15 protein-coding genes and 2 riboswitches are annotated in these 15,782 nt (G+C 70.7%); of the genes, 3 read left to right on the plus strand and 12 right to left on the minus strand.

The window, feature by feature from the left end:
• Positions 1 to 49 precede the first annotated feature (49 nt).
• Genes RM788_RS15230 through RM788_RS15245 form a run of 4 tightly spaced genes read right to left on the minus strand, consistent with a single transcriptional unit; the run spans position 50 to position 4,214 of the window.
• A complete protein-coding gene (locus RM788_RS15230; protein ID WP_315932323.1) occupies positions 50 to 1,414 on the minus strand; it encodes a HAMP domain-containing sensor histidine kinase in 1,365 nt (454 codons plus the stop codon).
• Positions 1,411 to 2,085, minus strand: coding sequence for a response regulator transcription factor (locus tag RM788_RS15235; protein WP_315932324.1), 675 nt, complete (start codon positions 2,083 to 2,085; stop codon positions 1,411 to 1,413). Before RM788_RS15235 ends, RM788_RS15230 begins: the two co-directional genes overlap by 4 nt.
• 42 nt (positions 2,086 to 2,127) lie before the next feature.
• The gene (locus tag RM788_RS15240) at positions 2,128 to 2,904 is read right to left on the minus strand and encodes a DUF1295 domain-containing protein (protein WP_315932325.1); all 777 of its coding nucleotides are present in this window, start codon (positions 2,902 to 2,904) and stop codon (positions 2,128 to 2,130) included.
• On the minus strand, positions 2,901 to 4,214 hold the full coding sequence (locus tag RM788_RS15245; RefSeq protein WP_315932326.1) for a class I SAM-dependent methyltransferase: 1,314 nt from the start codon (positions 4,212 to 4,214) through the stop codon (positions 2,901 to 2,903). The genes RM788_RS15240 and RM788_RS15245 overlap by 4 nt, the downstream gene beginning before the upstream one ends.
• Before the next feature lie 130 nt (positions 4,215 to 4,344).
• Here RM788_RS15245 and RM788_RS15250 point away from each other — a divergent pair, with 130 nt between their 5' ends.
• Positions 4,345 to 4,998 carry a hypothetical protein gene (locus tag RM788_RS15250; RefSeq protein WP_315932327.1) on the plus strand — a complete coding sequence of 218 codons (654 nt, stop codon included), beginning with the start codon at positions 4,345 to 4,347 and terminating at the stop codon, positions 4,996 to 4,998.
• A gap of 166 nt (positions 4,999 to 5,164) precedes the next feature.
• On the opposite strand, the gene glyA is transcribed toward RM788_RS15250, so the two are convergent.
• The 8 genes from glyA to RM788_RS15290 all read right to left on the minus strand — a co-directional run bounded on the left by glyA (position 5,165) and on the right by RM788_RS15290 (position 12,305).
• Entirely contained in the window at positions 5,165 to 6,430 is a 1,266-nt protein-coding gene (glyA, locus tag RM788_RS15255; protein WP_315932328.1) for a serine hydroxymethyltransferase, read from the minus strand.
• 19 nt (positions 6,431 to 6,449) lie between these two features.
• Positions 6,450 to 7,550, minus strand: coding sequence for a glycine cleavage system aminomethyltransferase GcvT (gene gcvT, locus RM788_RS15260; protein ID WP_315934638.1), 1,101 nt, complete (start codon positions 7,548 to 7,550; stop codon positions 6,450 to 6,452).
• A gap of 121 nt (positions 7,551 to 7,671) precedes the next feature.
• A riboswitch (glycine riboswitch) is annotated at positions 7,672 to 7,766 on the minus strand.
• Positions 7,767 to 7,854, minus strand: a riboswitch (glycine riboswitch). It abuts the riboswitch before it with no gap.
• A gap of 68 nt (positions 7,855 to 7,922) precedes the next feature.
• On the minus strand, positions 7,923 to 8,225 hold the full coding sequence (locus tag RM788_RS15265; protein WP_315932329.1) for a DUF3817 domain-containing protein: 303 nt from the start codon (positions 8,223 to 8,225) through the stop codon (positions 7,923 to 7,925).
• A 25-nt stretch (positions 8,226 to 8,250) separates the two neighbouring features.
• A complete protein-coding gene (locus RM788_RS15270) occupies positions 8,251 to 8,601 on the minus strand; it encodes a hypothetical protein (RefSeq protein WP_315932330.1) in 351 nt (116 codons plus the stop codon).
• Between the two features lie 108 nt (positions 8,602 to 8,709).
• On the minus strand, positions 8,710 to 9,201 hold the full coding sequence (locus RM788_RS15275; RefSeq protein WP_259623720.1) for a helix-turn-helix transcriptional regulator: 492 nt from the start codon (positions 9,199 to 9,201) through the stop codon (positions 8,710 to 8,712).
• A 241-nt stretch (positions 9,202 to 9,442) separates the two neighbouring features.
• Positions 9,443 to 9,604 carry a hypothetical protein gene (locus RM788_RS15280; protein ID WP_315932331.1) on the minus strand — a complete coding sequence of 54 codons (162 nt, stop codon included), beginning with the start codon at positions 9,602 to 9,604 and terminating at the stop codon, positions 9,443 to 9,445.
• Positions 9,605 to 10,002: 398 nt separating this feature from the next.
• A complete protein-coding gene (locus RM788_RS15285) occupies positions 10,003 to 11,139 on the minus strand; it encodes a CaiB/BaiF CoA transferase family protein (protein ID WP_315932332.1) in 1,137 nt (378 codons plus the stop codon).
• A 20-nt stretch (positions 11,140 to 11,159) separates the two neighbouring features.
• A complete protein-coding gene (locus tag RM788_RS15290) occupies positions 11,160 to 12,305 on the minus strand; it encodes an acyl-CoA dehydrogenase family protein (protein ID WP_315932333.1) in 1,146 nt (381 codons plus the stop codon).
• A 194-nt stretch (positions 12,306 to 12,499) separates the two neighbouring features.
• Between RM788_RS15290 and RM788_RS15295 the strand changes: the two genes are divergently transcribed.
• Together RM788_RS15295 and RM788_RS15300 are read left to right on the plus strand one after the other, a co-directional pair.
• Positions 12,500 to 13,702, plus strand: a complete 1,203-nt coding sequence (locus RM788_RS15295) for an acetyl-CoA C-acetyltransferase (protein WP_315932334.1) — start codon at positions 12,500 to 12,502, stop codon at positions 13,700 to 13,702.
• A gap of 3 nt (positions 13,703 to 13,705) precedes the next feature.
• A complete protein-coding gene (locus tag RM788_RS15300; RefSeq protein WP_315932335.1) occupies positions 13,706 to 15,769 on the plus strand; it encodes a 3-hydroxyacyl-CoA dehydrogenase NAD-binding domain-containing protein in 2,064 nt (687 codons plus the stop codon).
• Positions 15,770 to 15,782: the final 13 nt, after the last annotated feature.

A 15,782-nucleotide genomic window follows, 5' to 3' on the forward strand; every position in this document is an offset into this window, starting at 1 on the left:
CCGGCCACCCTAATACCGTGATCCGCGCTGGTCCCGGCAGTTGGACGGGTCACAGGGTGAACCCGATCTCCGCACCGCCACCCGGCCGCGTGCGGGCGAACACGGCACCGCCGTGCGTGGTGGCGACCTCGTGCACGATCGCCAGCCCCAGCCCCGATCCGGGCAGCGAGCGCGCGGCCGTGGAGCGGTAGAAGCGGTCGAAGATCCGGGCGGTGTCCTCCGGCGCGAGACCGGGGCCGCGGTCGATGACGCGGAAGCCGGTGGGGCGCAGCACGAGGTCGACCGGGCCGTCCGGGGCGAACTTGAGGGCGTTGTCGACCAGGTTGACCAGCGCCCGTTCCAGGCCGCGCGCCCGGCCCGTGACCACGCCCTCGGCGTTCACCAGCACCTCCCGCCCGCTGCGCCGCCGGGCCCGCGTGGCCACCCGGTCGGCGAGGTCGGGCAGGTCGACCGCGCCGTACTCCTCGTCGACCCGCCGTTCCGAGGAGAACTCCATCAGCTCGGCGACGAGGTGCGACAGCTCCCGCGTCTCGCCGTCCAGGTCCTCGATCAGCTGCCCGCGCGACTCCGGCGACAGCTCGTCCATCCGCTTGAGCACGGACACGTTGGTGCGCAAGCTGGTCAGCGGCGTGCGCAGCTCGTGGTTCGCGTCCTGCACCAGCCGCCGCTGGTCCTCGCGGGCGGCGGCGAGCCGCACCAGCACCGAGTCGAACGCGGCCCCCAGCCCGGCAACCTCGTCGGTTCCGCCGGTCGCCATGAGGATGTCGAGGCGATCACCCGCGGCGACCTCCTCGGCGGTCTCCGCCAACGCCTCCAGCCCGCGGGTGAGCCGCCGTGCCGCGAACCGCCCGGCCGCCACGGCGAGCAGCAGCACCACGGCCACCGCACCCGCCAGCCAGAGCGCCAGCGCACCGAACGGATCCCCGTCGTCGACGATCGGCCGCGCGATCTGGACCGCGCCGCGGGATCCGCCGAACGACACCGTGACCAGCCGCAGCCTCTCACCTCCGACGTCGAGGAGGCGTTCGGCCCGCTCGCCCGCGTCGGCGGCCCGTGCCATCTCCTGGTCGGTGGTGTAGAAGGGGATCTCCGCGTGGCCGGGTTCGGCGCGGTGGACGGTTCCGTCGCCGCGGAGGACCTGGGTGATGACGTCCGGCGAGTTGACCACCGTCGACCCGGCCGTGAACGGGCCCTCGCCGAACGTCTCGTAGTCGAACGCGCCCATCCGGACGAAGCTCGTCGTGGCCTCCACGAGGCCGCGGAACGTCTGCTCCGCGCTGTAGTCGAGCTTCCGGTTCTCCGCCGCGCTGCCGAGCAGGCTCGCCCCGACGGCGTAGCCGACCACCGCGGTCGTGATCACGGCAGCGGCCGCGATGCCCGCGAACGCCCGTTCGATCCCGGTCCGCGCCCTCACGGTTCGCGCACCGTGTAACCGACACCGCGCACGGTGTGGATCAGCGACGGCTTGCCGACCTTGCGCCGCAGGTACCCCACGTAGACGGCGAGGTTCTTCGAGTCGACGCCGAAGTCGTAGCCCCAGATCCGCTCGTAGATCGTGCCGTGGTCCAGCACGATGCCCGCGTTGCGCACCAGCAGTTCCAGCAGGTCGAACTCGGTCTTCGACAGCTCCACCGCGGTGTCGCCGCGCCACACCCGCCGGGCCGCCGGGTCGAGCCGCAGGTCGGCGACCCGCAGCACCCGGTTGCCCTCGGGCGGCGGTTCGACCCTGCGCAGCAGCGCCCTGAGCCTGGCCAGCAGCTCGTCCAGCTCGAACGGCTTCACCAGGTAGTCGTCCGCGCCCGCGTCCAGCCCCTCGACCCGGTCCGAGGTCTCGGACTTGGCCGTCAGCAGCAGGATCGGCGTCCGGTAGCCGCCCGCGCGCAGCAGGCGGCACACGTCCAGGCCGTCGACACCCGGCATCATCACGTCGACGACCGCCGCGTCCACCCCGGAGCGGCGCACCTCGTGGAGCGCCTGGACCCCGTTGGGCACCGGGATGACCCGGTACCCCTCCAGTTCCATCGCCCGCACCAGGGATTCGCGGATCGCGCGGTCGTCGTCAGCCAGCAGCACCGTGCTCGTCACGCGACGGAGTCTGGCGGGTCCCGGTGAGAGGCGGGTAAGAGATCAGGCGGTCTTCTTCGGAGGCCACGGGACGAAGCCGCTGGTGCGGCGGACGTAGTCGGCGTAACCGGGGCGGCGCTTCTCCATCCCCTTCTCCAGCATCGGTTTGCCGGTGCCGTTGGCGAGGGTGAACGTCATCGCGATCGGCGCGACCACGGTGAGCAGGCCGATCCAGTGGTGGGTGGCGAACAGGAACAGCCCCCACCACACCACGGCGTCGCCGAAGTAGTTCGGGTGCCGGGTGTAGCGCCACAGGCCGCGGTCCATGACCTGGCCCTTGCTCGCCGGGTCGTCGCGGAACCTGGTCAGCTGCCAGTCGCCGACGGACTCGAACGCGAAGCCGACGACCCACAGCAGCACCGCGAGGTAGTCGAGCACGCCGATCGGCGCGGACAGGTAGGACGCGGCCTGCACCGGCAGCGACACCAGCACCATGATCACGGCCTGGGTCAGGTACACGCGGTACATGCCGAGCGCGCCGCGGCGCTTGAGGATCGCGACGTAGCGCGGGTCCTCGTCCCTGCCGTGGTTGCGCAGGTGGATGTGAACGCCGAGGCGCACGCCCCACACCACGGTCAGCAGCGCCACCAGCAGGCCGCGCGGCGTCGGACCGGCGATCAGCAGGGTGGCGACGGAGATGATCGCGAAGCCCAGACCCCAGAACACGTCGACCACGTCGTAGCGACCGCGCGCCTTCGCGGCGGTGAACAGGGCCGACACCAGCGCCACCACGAGGATCGCGGTGGACAGCACGTTCAGGCCGAAGGCACCGGCGTTCACCGCACCACCCAGTCGCGGACGGGCGGCATCCCGCTGGTCCCGTTCGCACTCGGCCGCACCGCGAGGATCTGGTCCACGCCCATCCGCCCCTCCTCGAAGGTCAGCGCCCCACCGGCGAGGTAGAGGCGCCACACCCGCGCCTGGCCCTCGCCGACCAGTGCGACGACCTCGTCCCACCGCTCTTCCAGCGTCGCGGCCCAGGCGCGCACGGTCCGAACGTAGTGCTCCCGCAGCGCTTCCACATCACGGATCTCCAAGCCCGCGCGCTCCAGGTGGCCGACCGTCGCGCTGACCGGCCGCATGTGCATGTCGGGGGCCACGTAGGACTCGATGAACGCGCCGCCGCCGGGGGCGTTGGCACCGCGCGACATCTGCTGGAGCAGCAGCCTGCCCTCGGGCTTGAGCAGCCGGTGCAGGGTGGAGGCGTACTCGGGGTAGTTCTCCTCGCCGACGTGCTCGCCCATCTCGATCGTGGAGATCGCGTCGAACGGGGCGTACTCGGTCTGATCCTCGGCTCCGCCGACGGGTATCTCCCGGTAGTCCTGGAGCTTGACGGTGACCAACTCCTCCAGCCCCTCGTCGGCGACGCGCTTGCGGATGTGCGCGTGCTGCTGGCGGGAAATGGTGACGCCGGTGGTGGTCGCGCCGAAGTGCTTGGCCGCGTGGATGATCATCGAACCCCAGCCGCAGCCGACGTCGAGCATCCGAGTGCCCTCGCCGACACCTAGCTTGCGGCACACCAGGTCCAGCTTGTCGCGCTGCGCGTCGGCCACCGTGTACTCGGGGCTGTCGGACGTCCAGTACCCGCTGGAGTAGGCCATGCTCGGGTCGAGGACGAGCTGGTAGAAGTCGTTGCTCAGGTCGTAGTGGTGGGCGATGGCGGCCTTGTCGCGGGTGCGGCTGTGCCGCGTGCCGGACAGCCGGGCCTCCTCACCGGGCGCGGACGGACGCGGGCCGAGCGCGCCGAGGCGGGCGGCCACGCGCACCGCGCCCACCAGGTCGGCGGGCTTGGGCTTGCCGACGCGCAGCGCGCCCGCGCGGGCCAGCTCCCAGAACCGGGCGAGCCCGTCGGTCAGGTCGCCCTCCACGTCCAGCTCCCCCGCCACGTACGCGCGGGCGAGGCCCAGCTCGTTCGGGTTCCACACCAGGCGGCGCAGCGCGCGCTTCGACCGGATCACCGCAACGGGGCCGTCCGACGGACCGGCGCTGCTGCCGTCCCAGGCGCGCAGGCCGATCGGGAGGGTGGTCCCGAGCACCTTCTCGACCACCGCGGCCAGCTGACCTGCCACTCCACCGGTACCGACCACCACATGCCTCCACACTCGCGACGGATGGCTGTAGTTCGTCCCGAGATTGTTTTCGGTTCGGTTCTGAACCGCTCACGCACTCCCCCCGTATTGCTCCAGTGAAGCGAATGAACGGACGAGGAGGAGTTGAGAAGTGATCCGACGTAACCGCATCGCCATCGCCGTTGCAGGCGGCATGGCAACCGTGCTCGCGCTGGTCATGTGGAGCACCAACGCCGTTGGCGTGCAGGGCACCAACGTGGCTCAGACCGGTTCCGCGGTGGAGGCAGCTGCCGCGCCGGGTGACTACGGCTACGACACTCCCAGCACCAGTGCCGAAGCCCCCGCCGCCGGCGCGCAGCAGAACAGCGTCGCCCAGCCGCCCCCCGCCGCCGCACCGGCCGTCTCCAACATCCGGCTGGTCGCCAAGACCGTCGACAAGATGGGCGACGTCGTGCAGGACGGCGACGGCCGCACGCTCTACCGCTTCGACAAGGACACCCCCAAGCCGACGCCGGTCTCCAACTGCGTCGACAAGTGCGCCGAGACGTGGCCGCCGCTGACGGTCGAAGCCGGCGCCACCCCCCAGATCGAAGGCGTCGACCCGGCGCTCGTCGGCTCCGTGAAGCGCGTTGACGGCACCGACCAGGTCACCCTCGCGGGCTGGCCGCTCTACACCTACTCGAAGGACCCGGGTCCGGGCAAGTGGGCGGGCCAGGGCGTTGGCGGCACCTGGTTCGTCGTCCAGCCCGACGGCAAGCGCAACGTGCAGTGCCTGCCGCCCGGCGTGACCGCTCCGACCGCCTAGGAACTACTGGTAACGCGTCGGAGCCCGGCCCCGGGGAAGGGGCCGGGCTCCGACGGCGTACCGCGCCAGTGCTCGAACTTGCCGCTCATTCGCTTCGCGGTGAGGTAGTACGAGGCCCGGCCCCGCAACCGCGGGGCCGGGCCTCGTTGTGGGGTGGGGTGGGTGCCTAGAGGTTCGCGTACAGCGGGTGCTTGGCCGCGAGGACCTCGGCGCGGGTGCGCAGTTCCGCGAGGTCGGGGTCGGTGCCGAGGGCGGCGGCGATGATGTCGGCGACCTCGACGAAGTCGGCCTCGCCGAAGCCGCGGGTGGCCAGTGCGGGCGTGCCGATGCGCAGGCCGGAGGTGATCATCGGGGGGCGGGGGTCGTTCGGGACGGCGTTGCGGTTGACCGTGATGCCGACCTGGTGCAGCCGGTCCTCGGCCTGCTTGCCGTCCAGCTCCGAGGCGACCAGGTCGACGAGCACGAGGTGCACGTCGGTGCCGCCGGTGAGGACCTTGATGCCCGACGCGGCGACGTCGGACTGGAGGAGCCGGTCGGCGAGGATCTTCGCGCCCTCGACGGTGCGGCGCTGGCGGTCGGCGAACTCGGGGCTGGCAGCGTGCTTGAACGCGACGGCCTTGCCCGCGATCACGTGCTCCAGCGGCCCGCCCTGCTGGCCGGGGAAGACCGCGGAGTTGACCTTCTTCGCGATGTCGGCGTCGTTGGAGAGGATCACGCCGCCGCGCGGGCCGCCGAGGGTCTTGTGCGTGGTCGTCGTGGTCACGTGGGCGTGCGGCACCGGGCTCGGGTGCAGACCGGCGGCGACCAGGCCCGCGAAGTGGGCCATGTCGACCATCAGGAACGCGCCCACGAGGTCCGCGATCCGGCGGAACTCGGCGAAGTCCAGCTGGCGCGGGTACGCCGACCAGCCCGCGACGATCAGCTTCGGCCGGTGCTCCACGGCGAGGCGCTCGACCTCGGCCATGTCGACCAGGCCGTCGGAGTCGGACACGTGGTAGGGCACCACGTTGTACAGCTTGCCGGAGAAGTTGATCCGCATGCCGTGGGTCAGGTGGCCGCCGTGCGCCAGGTCGAGGCCCAGGATGGTGTCGCCGGTGTCGAGCAGCGCGAACATCGCGGCGGCGTTGGCCTGCGCGCCGGAGTGCGGCTGCACGTTGGCGAAGCCCGCGCCGAACAGCTCCTTGATCCGCGCGATGGCGAGGCGCTCGACGACGTCGACGTGCTCGCAGCCGCCGTAGTAGCGGCGGCCGGGGTAGCCCTCCGCGTACTTGTTGGTCAGCACCGAGCCCTGCGCCTCGAGGACCGACACCGGCGTGAAGTTCTCCGACGCGATCATCTCCAGCGTGTTCTGCTGGCGGGAGAGCTCGGCGGCGACGGCTTCCGCCACCTCCGGGTCGAACTCCGCGAGGGAGGAGTTGAAGTGGTCGGACATGTGATCTCCCTTGGACGGATCAGTTGGCGCGCTTGTAGAACGGCAGTGCGACGACCTCGACGGGCTCCTGCCTGCCGCGGACGTCCACCGCCAGCTTGGTGCCGGGTTCGGCGTTCGCCTTGGTCACGTAGGCCATGGCGACCGAGTACCCGAGCGTCGGGGACAGCGCCCCGCTGGTGATCTCGCCGACGGCCGCGCCCTCGGCGTCGAGCACGGTGTACCCGTGCCGCGGCGCCCGGCGGCCCTCGGACCGCAGCCCGACCAGCGTGGTGTCCACACCGGACTCGGCGATCGCCGCCAGCGCCTCGCGGCCGACGAAGTCGCCGGGCTTGTCGAGCTTGACGACCCGGCCGAGGTTGGCGTGGTACGGGGTGTGCGCGGTGTCGAGTTCGTTGCCGTACAACGGCATCCCGGCCTCGAGGCGCAGCGTGTCGCGGCAGCCGAGACCGGCGGGCTTGAGGTCGTGCGCCTTGCCCGCCTCCAGCAGCGCCGCCCACACGGCGGGGGCGTCGGCCGGGGCGACGAACAGCTCGAAGCCGTCCTCGCCGGTGTAGCCCGTCCTGGCCAGCAGCACCGGGGTGCCCGCGACCTCGGTCGGGTAGGAGGCGTAGTACTTCACCGTCGCCAGGTCGGTCGGCGTGAGGCCCGCCAGGATCGCGGTCGACGCCGGGCCCTGCACGGCGAGCAGCGCGTAGTCCTGCGACCTGTCGACGACCTCGGTGTCGAAGTCCCGCGCCCGCTCGACGAGTTCGCCGAACACGAGGTCGGCGTTGGAGGCGTTGGCGACCACCAGGTACTCGGTCTCCCCCAGGCGGTACACGATCAGGTCGTCCAGCACGCCGCCGTCGGCCCGCGTGATCATCGTGTAGCGGGCCCTGCCGACGCCGATGGCCGACGAGTGGCCGACGAGGGCGTGGTCGAGCGCCGCACCGGCCTCCGGGCCCGTCAGGACGATCTCGCCCATGTGCGTGAGGTCGAACAGCCCGGCGGTCTTGCGGACGGCGTGGTGCTCGGCGAGCTCGCTGTCGTAGCGCAGCGGCATCCGCCAGCCCGCGAAGTCGGTGAACATGGCGCCCAGCGCCTCGTGCTCGGCGTGCAGCGGCGTCCGACGGCTTTCCATCTGGGTGGGTCCTCCCTGGTGGCGGGCGTGCTCGACGGCCGACGGACGCGCGGACGCGACTGGTCGACCTGCGGCGGGCAGTGGGAACGCGGTCACCGGCGAGACTCCTCCTCGAGAGCGAGCCTCCCCCTCTGTCATGAGCCTGAGAGCTTCGTCGCGCGGGCGCGACTTGCACCGTGGGCGAGGCGCGCTGGTGCGCCTGCTTTCCAGAGTTGCCTTCGGTGCGCGGTACCTGTGCCTGAGAGATTCCGGGGAGGAGTTGCTCCTTCGGCGCCCCCGAGGGGGACTCTTCCGCGCGCCGTCAACGGCCGTGTTCAGTTGATGTCGCCAGACGCTATTCGCCGGTCGGGGCGCAGGTCAACACGGGTCGCCTCACAGCGGGACGCCCTCGCGGACCCGCTCGACCACCTTGCGCTCCGCGTAGAACGAGAGGAAGGGGATCGTGCCCGCCAGCAGCACCAGGATCGTGCCCTTGATCGACCACCGGGCCTTGAGCCCCAGGTCGACCGCGATCACGAGGTAGATGGCGTAGAGGAAGCCGTGGACGGGTCCGACGACCTTGATCAGGCCGGGCGTGTCGCCGACGTACTTGAACAGCATCGCCACGACCAGCACCAGCAGGCCGACCCCGACCACGTAGGCCATGAACCGGAACCGGTTCAACGCACCGCTCATCGCCCGACAGACCGCCTTCGTTCCGCTACCGGTCCCGTGCGTTGAGCTCGGCGAGGTAGCGGTTGTAGACCGCCAGCTCGTCGTCCTCGTCCGCGACGGGTGTCCTGACGGCGTCAACGGTAACGACAGGCGTGGGCGCCACTGCGGGCGGCTCGGCTTTGCGCTGGGCGTCCAACCTGCGGATGCGCCAGACCACGAAAGCCGGGAAGAAGCCGAACAGCGGCCACTGCAACACGTAGCCGAGGTTCTGGAAGGTCCCGCTGGCGGACTCGAACCGGGTCCACTGCCACCACGCGAGACCGCAGCAGCCGACCAGCGAGACGACGCAGACCAGCACGATCGCCAGTCCCCGTGAAGTGAAAGCACCGCCGCGCACAGCTCAAAGCTAGCACCGGCGGTCTTGCGGTTGGAGGTCCAGGGCCGGGTGCCCAAGGGTTGGGGCTCCTGCTCGGAGCCCACTCCCGTATCCGGACCGCCAGCCTCCCTAGGCCACGCCGTCCCGGCGTTGCCGCTGCAACCGTGCGACGCACCACGCGGCCGCACTGCCCCGACGCAGGTGCTGGAGCACCGTCATCGGACCGAGCCGACGCCCGAGGTCGGCGGGCAGGAGCCCGGCCACCCGGTAGTCGAGAGCGCGCTGGTCCAACGGGCTGATGCCCGCGTCCCACCACTGCTCCGCCTCGGCGAGGTCCCCGACCAGCTGCCAGTAGCTGGCCGCCGCCTCGAGCAGGACCTCCGGTACTTCAGGTGCCCTCCTGCGCATTGCCGCCACGTACGCGGGGCTGGCCGATTCGACCCTCACCACGCCACGCGGTCCACCGTTCGCCCGCTGGGAGGGGATTCCCGGAGAAGCGCTTGGCGGTGCCTCCGCGAGCCACGCGTTCTTGATCCGGTTCACCTCCTGCATCTCAGCGTCGTCCGACCGCTCCGCCGCCCACTGCCTAAGCAGTTCGTCGACTCCGGAGTCCTCGACCATTTGTGCCTCCCTGGGGTCGAAGATCAGCCAATGCAGCGCACCGTATTCAAGGGTTCGGGCAACCGCTAGACCCTTGTTTGCCGATAACCCCGTTACCAGGGTGTTATAGCCTCTATTCCACCCATAAGGTCCAACGCTCCGAGCCTGACATCACCGAGCGTGACGAGTCGTGCGCGAGGCCTCGGAGGGGTGTACGCGACCACCGCGCGGTACGGCGAACAGCCGTACCGGCGGCGGCCGACTAGCCGAACAGGCTCTTCAGGAACGTGATGATGGACTCCGCGCCCTCGCGCAGCCAGGTGAGCACCTGCTGCACGGCGTCGGCGGACTCCACCGGCCTGGTGATCAGGAGGAACAGCACCAGCGCGACCGCCGCCAGCACGACCACCTTCTTGGTGTTCACGTCAAGCCACTCCGTCCGCTCAGGTACCTGCCGGCGCTCCCCGATGATCGCCGGGTGCACGCCGCGTCACCGACATGGTCCCCCATTCACCCGGTTGATGAACATCGAACACGCGACCCGCCGCCGTACGGCCCCAAGATCGGCCACCCGACACAGCTCAGCGTCAGCAAGCATCACCCGAATGGCCGCTCAAGGACCCGTCCTGGCGGGACGATGACCTGGGTACGGGCTTCTCGCCCGACACTCCCCAGCACAGATGCACCGAGGTACTCGCGAACCACCAGCACCCCCGTGGGCCCGTCGCCCCCCAGAACCATGCACGGTGAACACTCTGCGTGATCACTGCGTTCGAGTGCTGCGACTATTTCCCCGTTGTTATTCCGCTGCCCATTCAATGATCAGCCAATAACTCCGGACCGTCCCAGTTCCGTAATGTCGTGCTCGGTCAGACCGAGTTCCGCCAGCACCTCGATCGTGTGCTTTCCCGGCCGGACGGGTGCCGCTGGCGGACCGGCGGGCGTGCGGTCGAACCTCGGCGCCGGAGCGGGTAGCGCGATCCCGTCCACGTTCACGAACCCGCCGCGCGCCGCGTTGTGCGGATGTCCGGGCGCTTCCGCGGGTTCCATCACCGGCGCCAGGCACGCGTCGGTGCCGTCGGCGAGGTCGGCCCACTCGTCCCTGGTCCTGGTCACGACCACCGCGGCGATGCGTTCCCGCAGCTCGGACCAGTTCGCCGGGTCGTGCCGGTTCGGCAGCTCCTCCCCGTCCAGGCCGAGCACGCCGAGCAGCTCCGCGTAGAACTTCTCCTCCAGCGCCCCGATGCTCACGTAGCGGTCGTCCGAGGTGCGGTAGACGTCGTAGAACGGCGCCCCGCCGTCCAGCAGGTTCGTGCCGCGCGCGCCCTTCTCGCCGCCCGCCGCGCGCATGCCGTGCAGGAACGTGGTCAGCAGCGCCGCCCCGTCCACCATCGCGGCGTCCACGACCTGGCCGTGCCCGGAGCGCTCCCGCTCGTACAGCGCGGCCAGCACGCCCATCGCCAGCAGCAGACCGCCCCCGCCGAAGTCTCCGAGCAGGTTGAGCGGCACGGTCGGCGGCGCGCCCGCCCGTCCGATGGGCTCCAGCGCGCCCGCCACGGAGATGTAGTTGATGTCGTGGCCCGCGCGGTCGGCCAGCGGCCCGTCCTGGCCCCAGCCGGTCATCCGGCCGTAGATCAGCCGCGGGTTGCGGGCCAGCGCGTGCGCCGGGCCGATGCCGAGCCGTTCGGTCACGCCGGGGCGGAAGCCCTCGATCAGCACGTCGGCGCGCGCCACCAGGCGCAGCACCAGGTCCGCGCCCTCCGGCTTGCGGATGTCGATCGCCACCGACCGCCTGCCGCGGCCGAGCGGGTCGCCGGGCACCGCGCCGGGATCGCCGCCGATGCGGTCGACCCTGATGACGTCCGCTCCCAGGTCGGCCAGCACCATCGCCCCGAACGGCGCGGGCGCGAGCCCGGCCAGCTCGACGACGTTCAGCCCGGCCAGTGGTCCCTGCTTCATCCCGTTCCCCCTCGTGAGCACTACAGCGACCGGGCGATGATCTCCTTCATGATCTCGTTCGTCCCGCCGTAGATCTTCTGCACCCGCGCGTCGGCCCACGCCCGCGCGATGGGGTACTCGGTCATGTAGCCGTAGCCGCCGAAGAGCTGCACGCACTCGTCCACGACCCGGCAGAGCCGCTCGGTCGACCACCACTTCGCCATCGCGGCCGTGGGGATGTCGAGCTCGCCCTTCAGGTGCCAGTTGATGCAGTCGTCGACGAACGACCTGGTCACGGCGGCCTCGGTGGCGCACTCGGCGAGGGTGAACCGGGTGTTCTGGAACTTGATCAGCTCACGGCCGAAGGCGGTGCGGTCCTTCACGTACTCCAGCGTCATGGCCACGGCCGCCTCGATGCCCGCGATGGAGGCCACGGCGATGATCAGCCGCTCCTGCGGGAGCTGGTTCATCAGCTGGACGAAGCCCTGCCCCTCGACGCCGCCGAGCAGGTTGCCGACCGGCACGCGGACGTCGTCGAAGAACAGCTCCGCGGTGTCCTGGCCCTTCATGCCGACCTTGTCGAGCACCCGGCCGCGGCGGAAGCCCGGCGTCGAGGTCTCCACGACGACCAGCGAGATGCCCGCCGCGCCCTCCTTCGGGTCCGTCTTGGCGACCACGACGACGAGGTCGGCCTGGGCGCCGTTGGTGATGAACGTCTTCGAGCCGTTGACCACGTACTCGTCGCCGTCGAGCACGGCCTTGGTCTTGATGCCCTGGAGGTCCGACCCCGCGCCCGGCTCGGACATCGCGATGGCGCCCACGAACTCGCCGCTGGCGAGCTTGGGCAGCCAGCGCAGCTTCTGCTCCTCGGTGCCGTAGGCGAGCAGGTAGGGCGCCACGATGCCGCTGTGCACGCTGTTGCCCCACGCGCTGTCGCCGCCGCGGGCCTGCTCCTCGAGCACCACGGCCTCGTGCGCGAAGGTGCCGCCCCCGCCGCCGTACTCCTCCGGGATGGACAGGCACAGCAGGCCGACCTCGCCCGCCTTGGTCCACAGCTCGCGGTCGACCTGCTTCTGCTCGGCCCAGCGCTCCTGGTTCGGCGTCATCTCCTTGGCGACGAACGTGCGGGCGAGTTCGCGCAGTTGGTCGAGGTCCTCGGTCATCCAGGTGGAACGGCGCTTCGGCATACCGCTACGTAACCACCGCGGCGCGCGGTCTGCCATGACCATCGCGCTTCCTGTCGGGTGCCGAATGTGAGCTAAATTGTCCCTCCCCCGGATTGAGTGCCTGGTCACACCGGAGACTTCCCGCCGATCCTGAGCGAAAAGGTCACCCCTCGCGGTCATGGGCAACCCCTCGCCACCGGCCTACCGTCGAGTACATGAGCGAAGCCTTGATCTTCGATGCCGTGCGGACGCCGCGCGGCAAGGGAAAGCGCGGGTCGCTGCACAGCGTCAAGCCGGTCACGCTGGCCGCCGGGGTGCTGAAGTCGCTGGCCGAGCGCAACCAGCTGGACACCTCCGCGGTGGACGACGTCGTGTTCGGCGTGGTGTCGCCGGTCGGCGAGCAGGGCGCGGACATCGCGCGCACGGCCGTGCTGGCGGCCGGCTGGGAGCAGCGCACGGCGGGCGTGCAGCTCAACCGGTTCTGCGCGTCCGGCCTGGAGTCGGTGAACATGGCGGCGGCGAAGGTCGCGTCCGGGTTCGAGGACCTGGTGGTCGCCGGTGGCGTCGAGTCGATGTCGCGGGTGCCGATGGGGTCCGACGGCGGCGCGTGGCTGGCCGACCCGGAGACCAACATGGCGACGAACTTCGTGCCGCAGGGCGTGAGCGCCGACCTGATCGCGACGCTGGAGGGCTTCGACCGCGAGGCCGTCGACAGCTGGGCCGTGCGGTCGCACCGGCTGGCGACGCTCGCGCAGGAGAAGGGCTACTTCGACCGGTCGATCGTGCCGGTGGTCGACCAGAACGGCACGCTCGTGCTGGCCGCCGACGAGACCATCCGGCCGGAGACGACGCTGGAGCGGTTGGCCGGGCTCAAGCCGAGCTTCCAGTTCCACGGCGACCTCGGGTACGACTCGGTCGCGATCGACCGCTACCCGTCGGTCGAGCGGATCCACCACGTGCACACGCCGGGCAATTCGTCGCAGATCGTCGACGGCGCCGCGGCGATGCTGATCGGCAACGAGCGCGCGGGCCGCGACCTCGGCCTCACGCCGAGGGCGCGGATCATCGCGACGGCCGTGATCGGCAGCGAGCCGACGATCATGCTGACCGGGCCCGCGCCCGCCGCCCGCAAGGCGCTGGACCGCGCCGGGCTCAGCGTCGAGGACATCGACCTGTTCGAGATCAACGAGGCGTTCTCCTCGGTGGTGCTGAAGTTCCAGCGCGACCTGGACCTGCCCGAGGAGAAGATCAACGTCAACGGCGGCGCAATCGCCATGGGCCACCCGCTGGGCGCCACCGGCTGCATGATCCTGTCGACCCTGCTCGACGAGCTGGAGCGCCAGGACCTGCGCCGCGGCCTCGCCACGCTCTGCGTCGGCGGCGGCATGGGCATCGCCACGATCATCGAGAGGGTCTAGGACATGCCGGTGCACTACGAGCGCGACGCCGAGGGCGTTGTCACGCTGACGATGGACATGTCCGGCTCGGCGAACGTGATGAACGCCGAGTACACGGAGGCGATGGGCGAGGCCGTCGACCGCCTCGAAGCCGAACGCGACGGGATCACCGGCGTGGTGCTCACGTCGGCGAAGAAGACGTTCTTCGCCGGTGGCGACCTCAACGTGCTGATCCGGGTGCGGCCGGACAACGCCGACGAGGCGCTGTCGGGCGTCACCGGGGTGAAGGCGCAGCTGCGCAGGCTCGAACTGCTCGGCAAGCCGGTCGTCGCCGCGATCAACGGCGCCGCGCTGGGCGGCGGGCTGGAGATCGCGCTGGCGTGCCACCACCGCGTCGTGATCGACGACGACAAGATCAAGCTCGGGCTGCCCGAGGCGACGCTGGGCCTGCTGCCCGGTGGCGGCGGCGTGACCAGGATGGTGCGGCTGCTGGGTTTGCAGGCCGCGCTGCCGCTGCTGATGGAGGGCAGGCAGCTGCGTCCCGCGCGGGCGTTGCAGGCCGGCTTCGTCGACGAGCTGGCCACCGACCGCGACGACCTGATCGCCAAGGCGCGGGCGTGGATCGCCGCGAACCCGGCGCCGCGGCAGCCGTGGGACAAGCCGGGCTTCACGATCAAGGACATGCGGGTCGGCGACCCGAACGTCTACGCCCTGCTCGGCGCGGCTCCCGCCGTGCTGCGCAAGAAGACGCACGGCGCGTTCCCGGCGCAGGAGAAGATCATGGCCGCCGCCGTCGAGGGCGCGCTGGTCGACTTCGACACGGCGTTGAAGATCGAGGGCCGGTACTTCCTGGAGCTGGCCTCCGGCCAGGTCGCCAAAAACATGATCACCGCGTTCTGGTTCCAGCTCAACGAGATCAACGCCGGCGGCTCGCGTCCGTCCGGTGTGGACCGTGCGAAGACCACCAGGGTCGGCGTGCTCGGCGCGGGCATGATGGGCGCCGGGATCGCCGAGGTGAGCGCCAAGGCGGGCATCGAGGTCGTCCTGAAGGACGTGACCCTGGAGGCCGCGGAGAAGGGCGCCAACGGCGTTCCCGGCATCACCCCGACCGATTCCGACGCCGACCTCGCGGGCTGCGACCTGATCATCGAGGCGGTGTTCGAGAACCGCGAGCTCAAGGGCAAGGTGCTGCCCGCGGCCGAGGCCGCCGCGCTGCCCGACGCCGTGATCGCGTCCAACACCTCGACGCTGCCGATCACCGGACTCGCCGCCGCGGTGTCCGACCCGGAGAAGTTCATCGGCCTGCACTTCTTCTCCCCCGTGCAGAAGATGCGGCTGGTCGAGATCATCCGCGGCGAGAAGACGTCCGACGAGACGCTCGCCAAGGCGTTCGACTACGTGCTCCAGATCGGCAAGACCCCCATCGTCGTCAACGACAGCAGGGGTTTCTACACCTCGCGCACGTTCGGCACCTACGTCACCGAGGCCGTGACCATGGTGTCCGAGGGCGTCAAGCCCGCCCTCATCGAGAACGTCGCCCGCAAGGCCGGCATGGCCGTCGGTCCGCTCGCGGTCTCCGACGAGGTCACGCTGTCGCTCCAGCTGAAGATCCGCGACCAGACCCTCGCCGACGACCCGGACGCGGCCGCCCTGGGCGACCACCCGGCGTACAAGGTGATCGAGGAGCTGGTCGGGCTCGGCCGCACCGGCAAGTCCGGCGGGGCCGGGTTCTACGAGTACCCGGAGGGCGCGAAGAAGTTCCTGTGGCCCGAACTGCTCACCCGGTACACCCGCGACGACGCGGGCGTGTCCGAGCAGGACGTGCGCGACCGGCTGCTGTTCGTCCAGTCGCTGGAGACGATCCGGTGCCTCGACGAGGGCGTCCTCACCAGCGCCCGCGACGCCAACATCGGCAGCATCTTCGGCTTCGGCTTCGCCCCGTGGTCCGGCGGCACCCTCCAGTTCGCCAACTCCTGCGGGCTGGCCGCGTTCGTCGAACGCGCCGACTACCTCGCCGACACCTACGGCGAGCGGTTCCGCCCACCGGCCTCGCTGCGGGAGCGGGCAGCGCGGAACGAGCAGTTCTAAGGCCCAGTGCGGA

Source organism: Umezawaea sp. Da 62-37 (assembly GCF_032460545.1).
In the GTDB taxonomy this organism is placed as follows: Bacteria; Actinomycetota; Actinomycetes; order Mycobacteriales; family Pseudonocardiaceae; genus Umezawaea.

Coding starts and splice junctions, on each gene's coding strand:
- glyA (WP_315932328.1), bottom strand. CDS start 6,430: ATGTCCGACCACTTCAACTCCTCCCTCGCGGAGTTCGACCCGGAGGTG.
- gcvT (WP_315934638.1), bottom strand. CDS start 7,550: ATGGAAAGCCGTCGGACGCCGCTGCACGCCGAGCACGAGGCGCTGGGC.
- RM788_RS15265 (WP_315932329.1), bottom strand. CDS start 8,225: ATGAGCGGTGCGTTGAACCGGTTCCGGTTCATGGCCTACGTGGTCGGG.
- RM788_RS15275 (WP_259623720.1), bottom strand. CDS start 9,201: ATGGTCGAGGACTCCGGAGTCGACGAACTGCTTAGGCAGTGGGCGGCG.
- RM788_RS15285 (WP_315932332.1), bottom strand. CDS start 11,139: ATGAAGCAGGGACCACTGGCCGGGCTGAACGTCGTCGAGCTGGCCGGG.
- RM788_RS15290 (WP_315932333.1), bottom strand. CDS start 12,305: ATGCCGAAGCGCCGTTCCACCTGGATGACCGAGGACCTCGACCAACTG.
- RM788_RS15295 (WP_315932334.1), top strand. CDS start 12,500: ATGAGCGAAGCCTTGATCTTCGATGCCGTGCGGACGCCGCGCGGCAAG.
- RM788_RS15300 (WP_315932335.1), top strand. CDS start 13,706: ATGCCGGTGCACTACGAGCGCGACGCCGAGGGCGTTGTCACGCTGACG.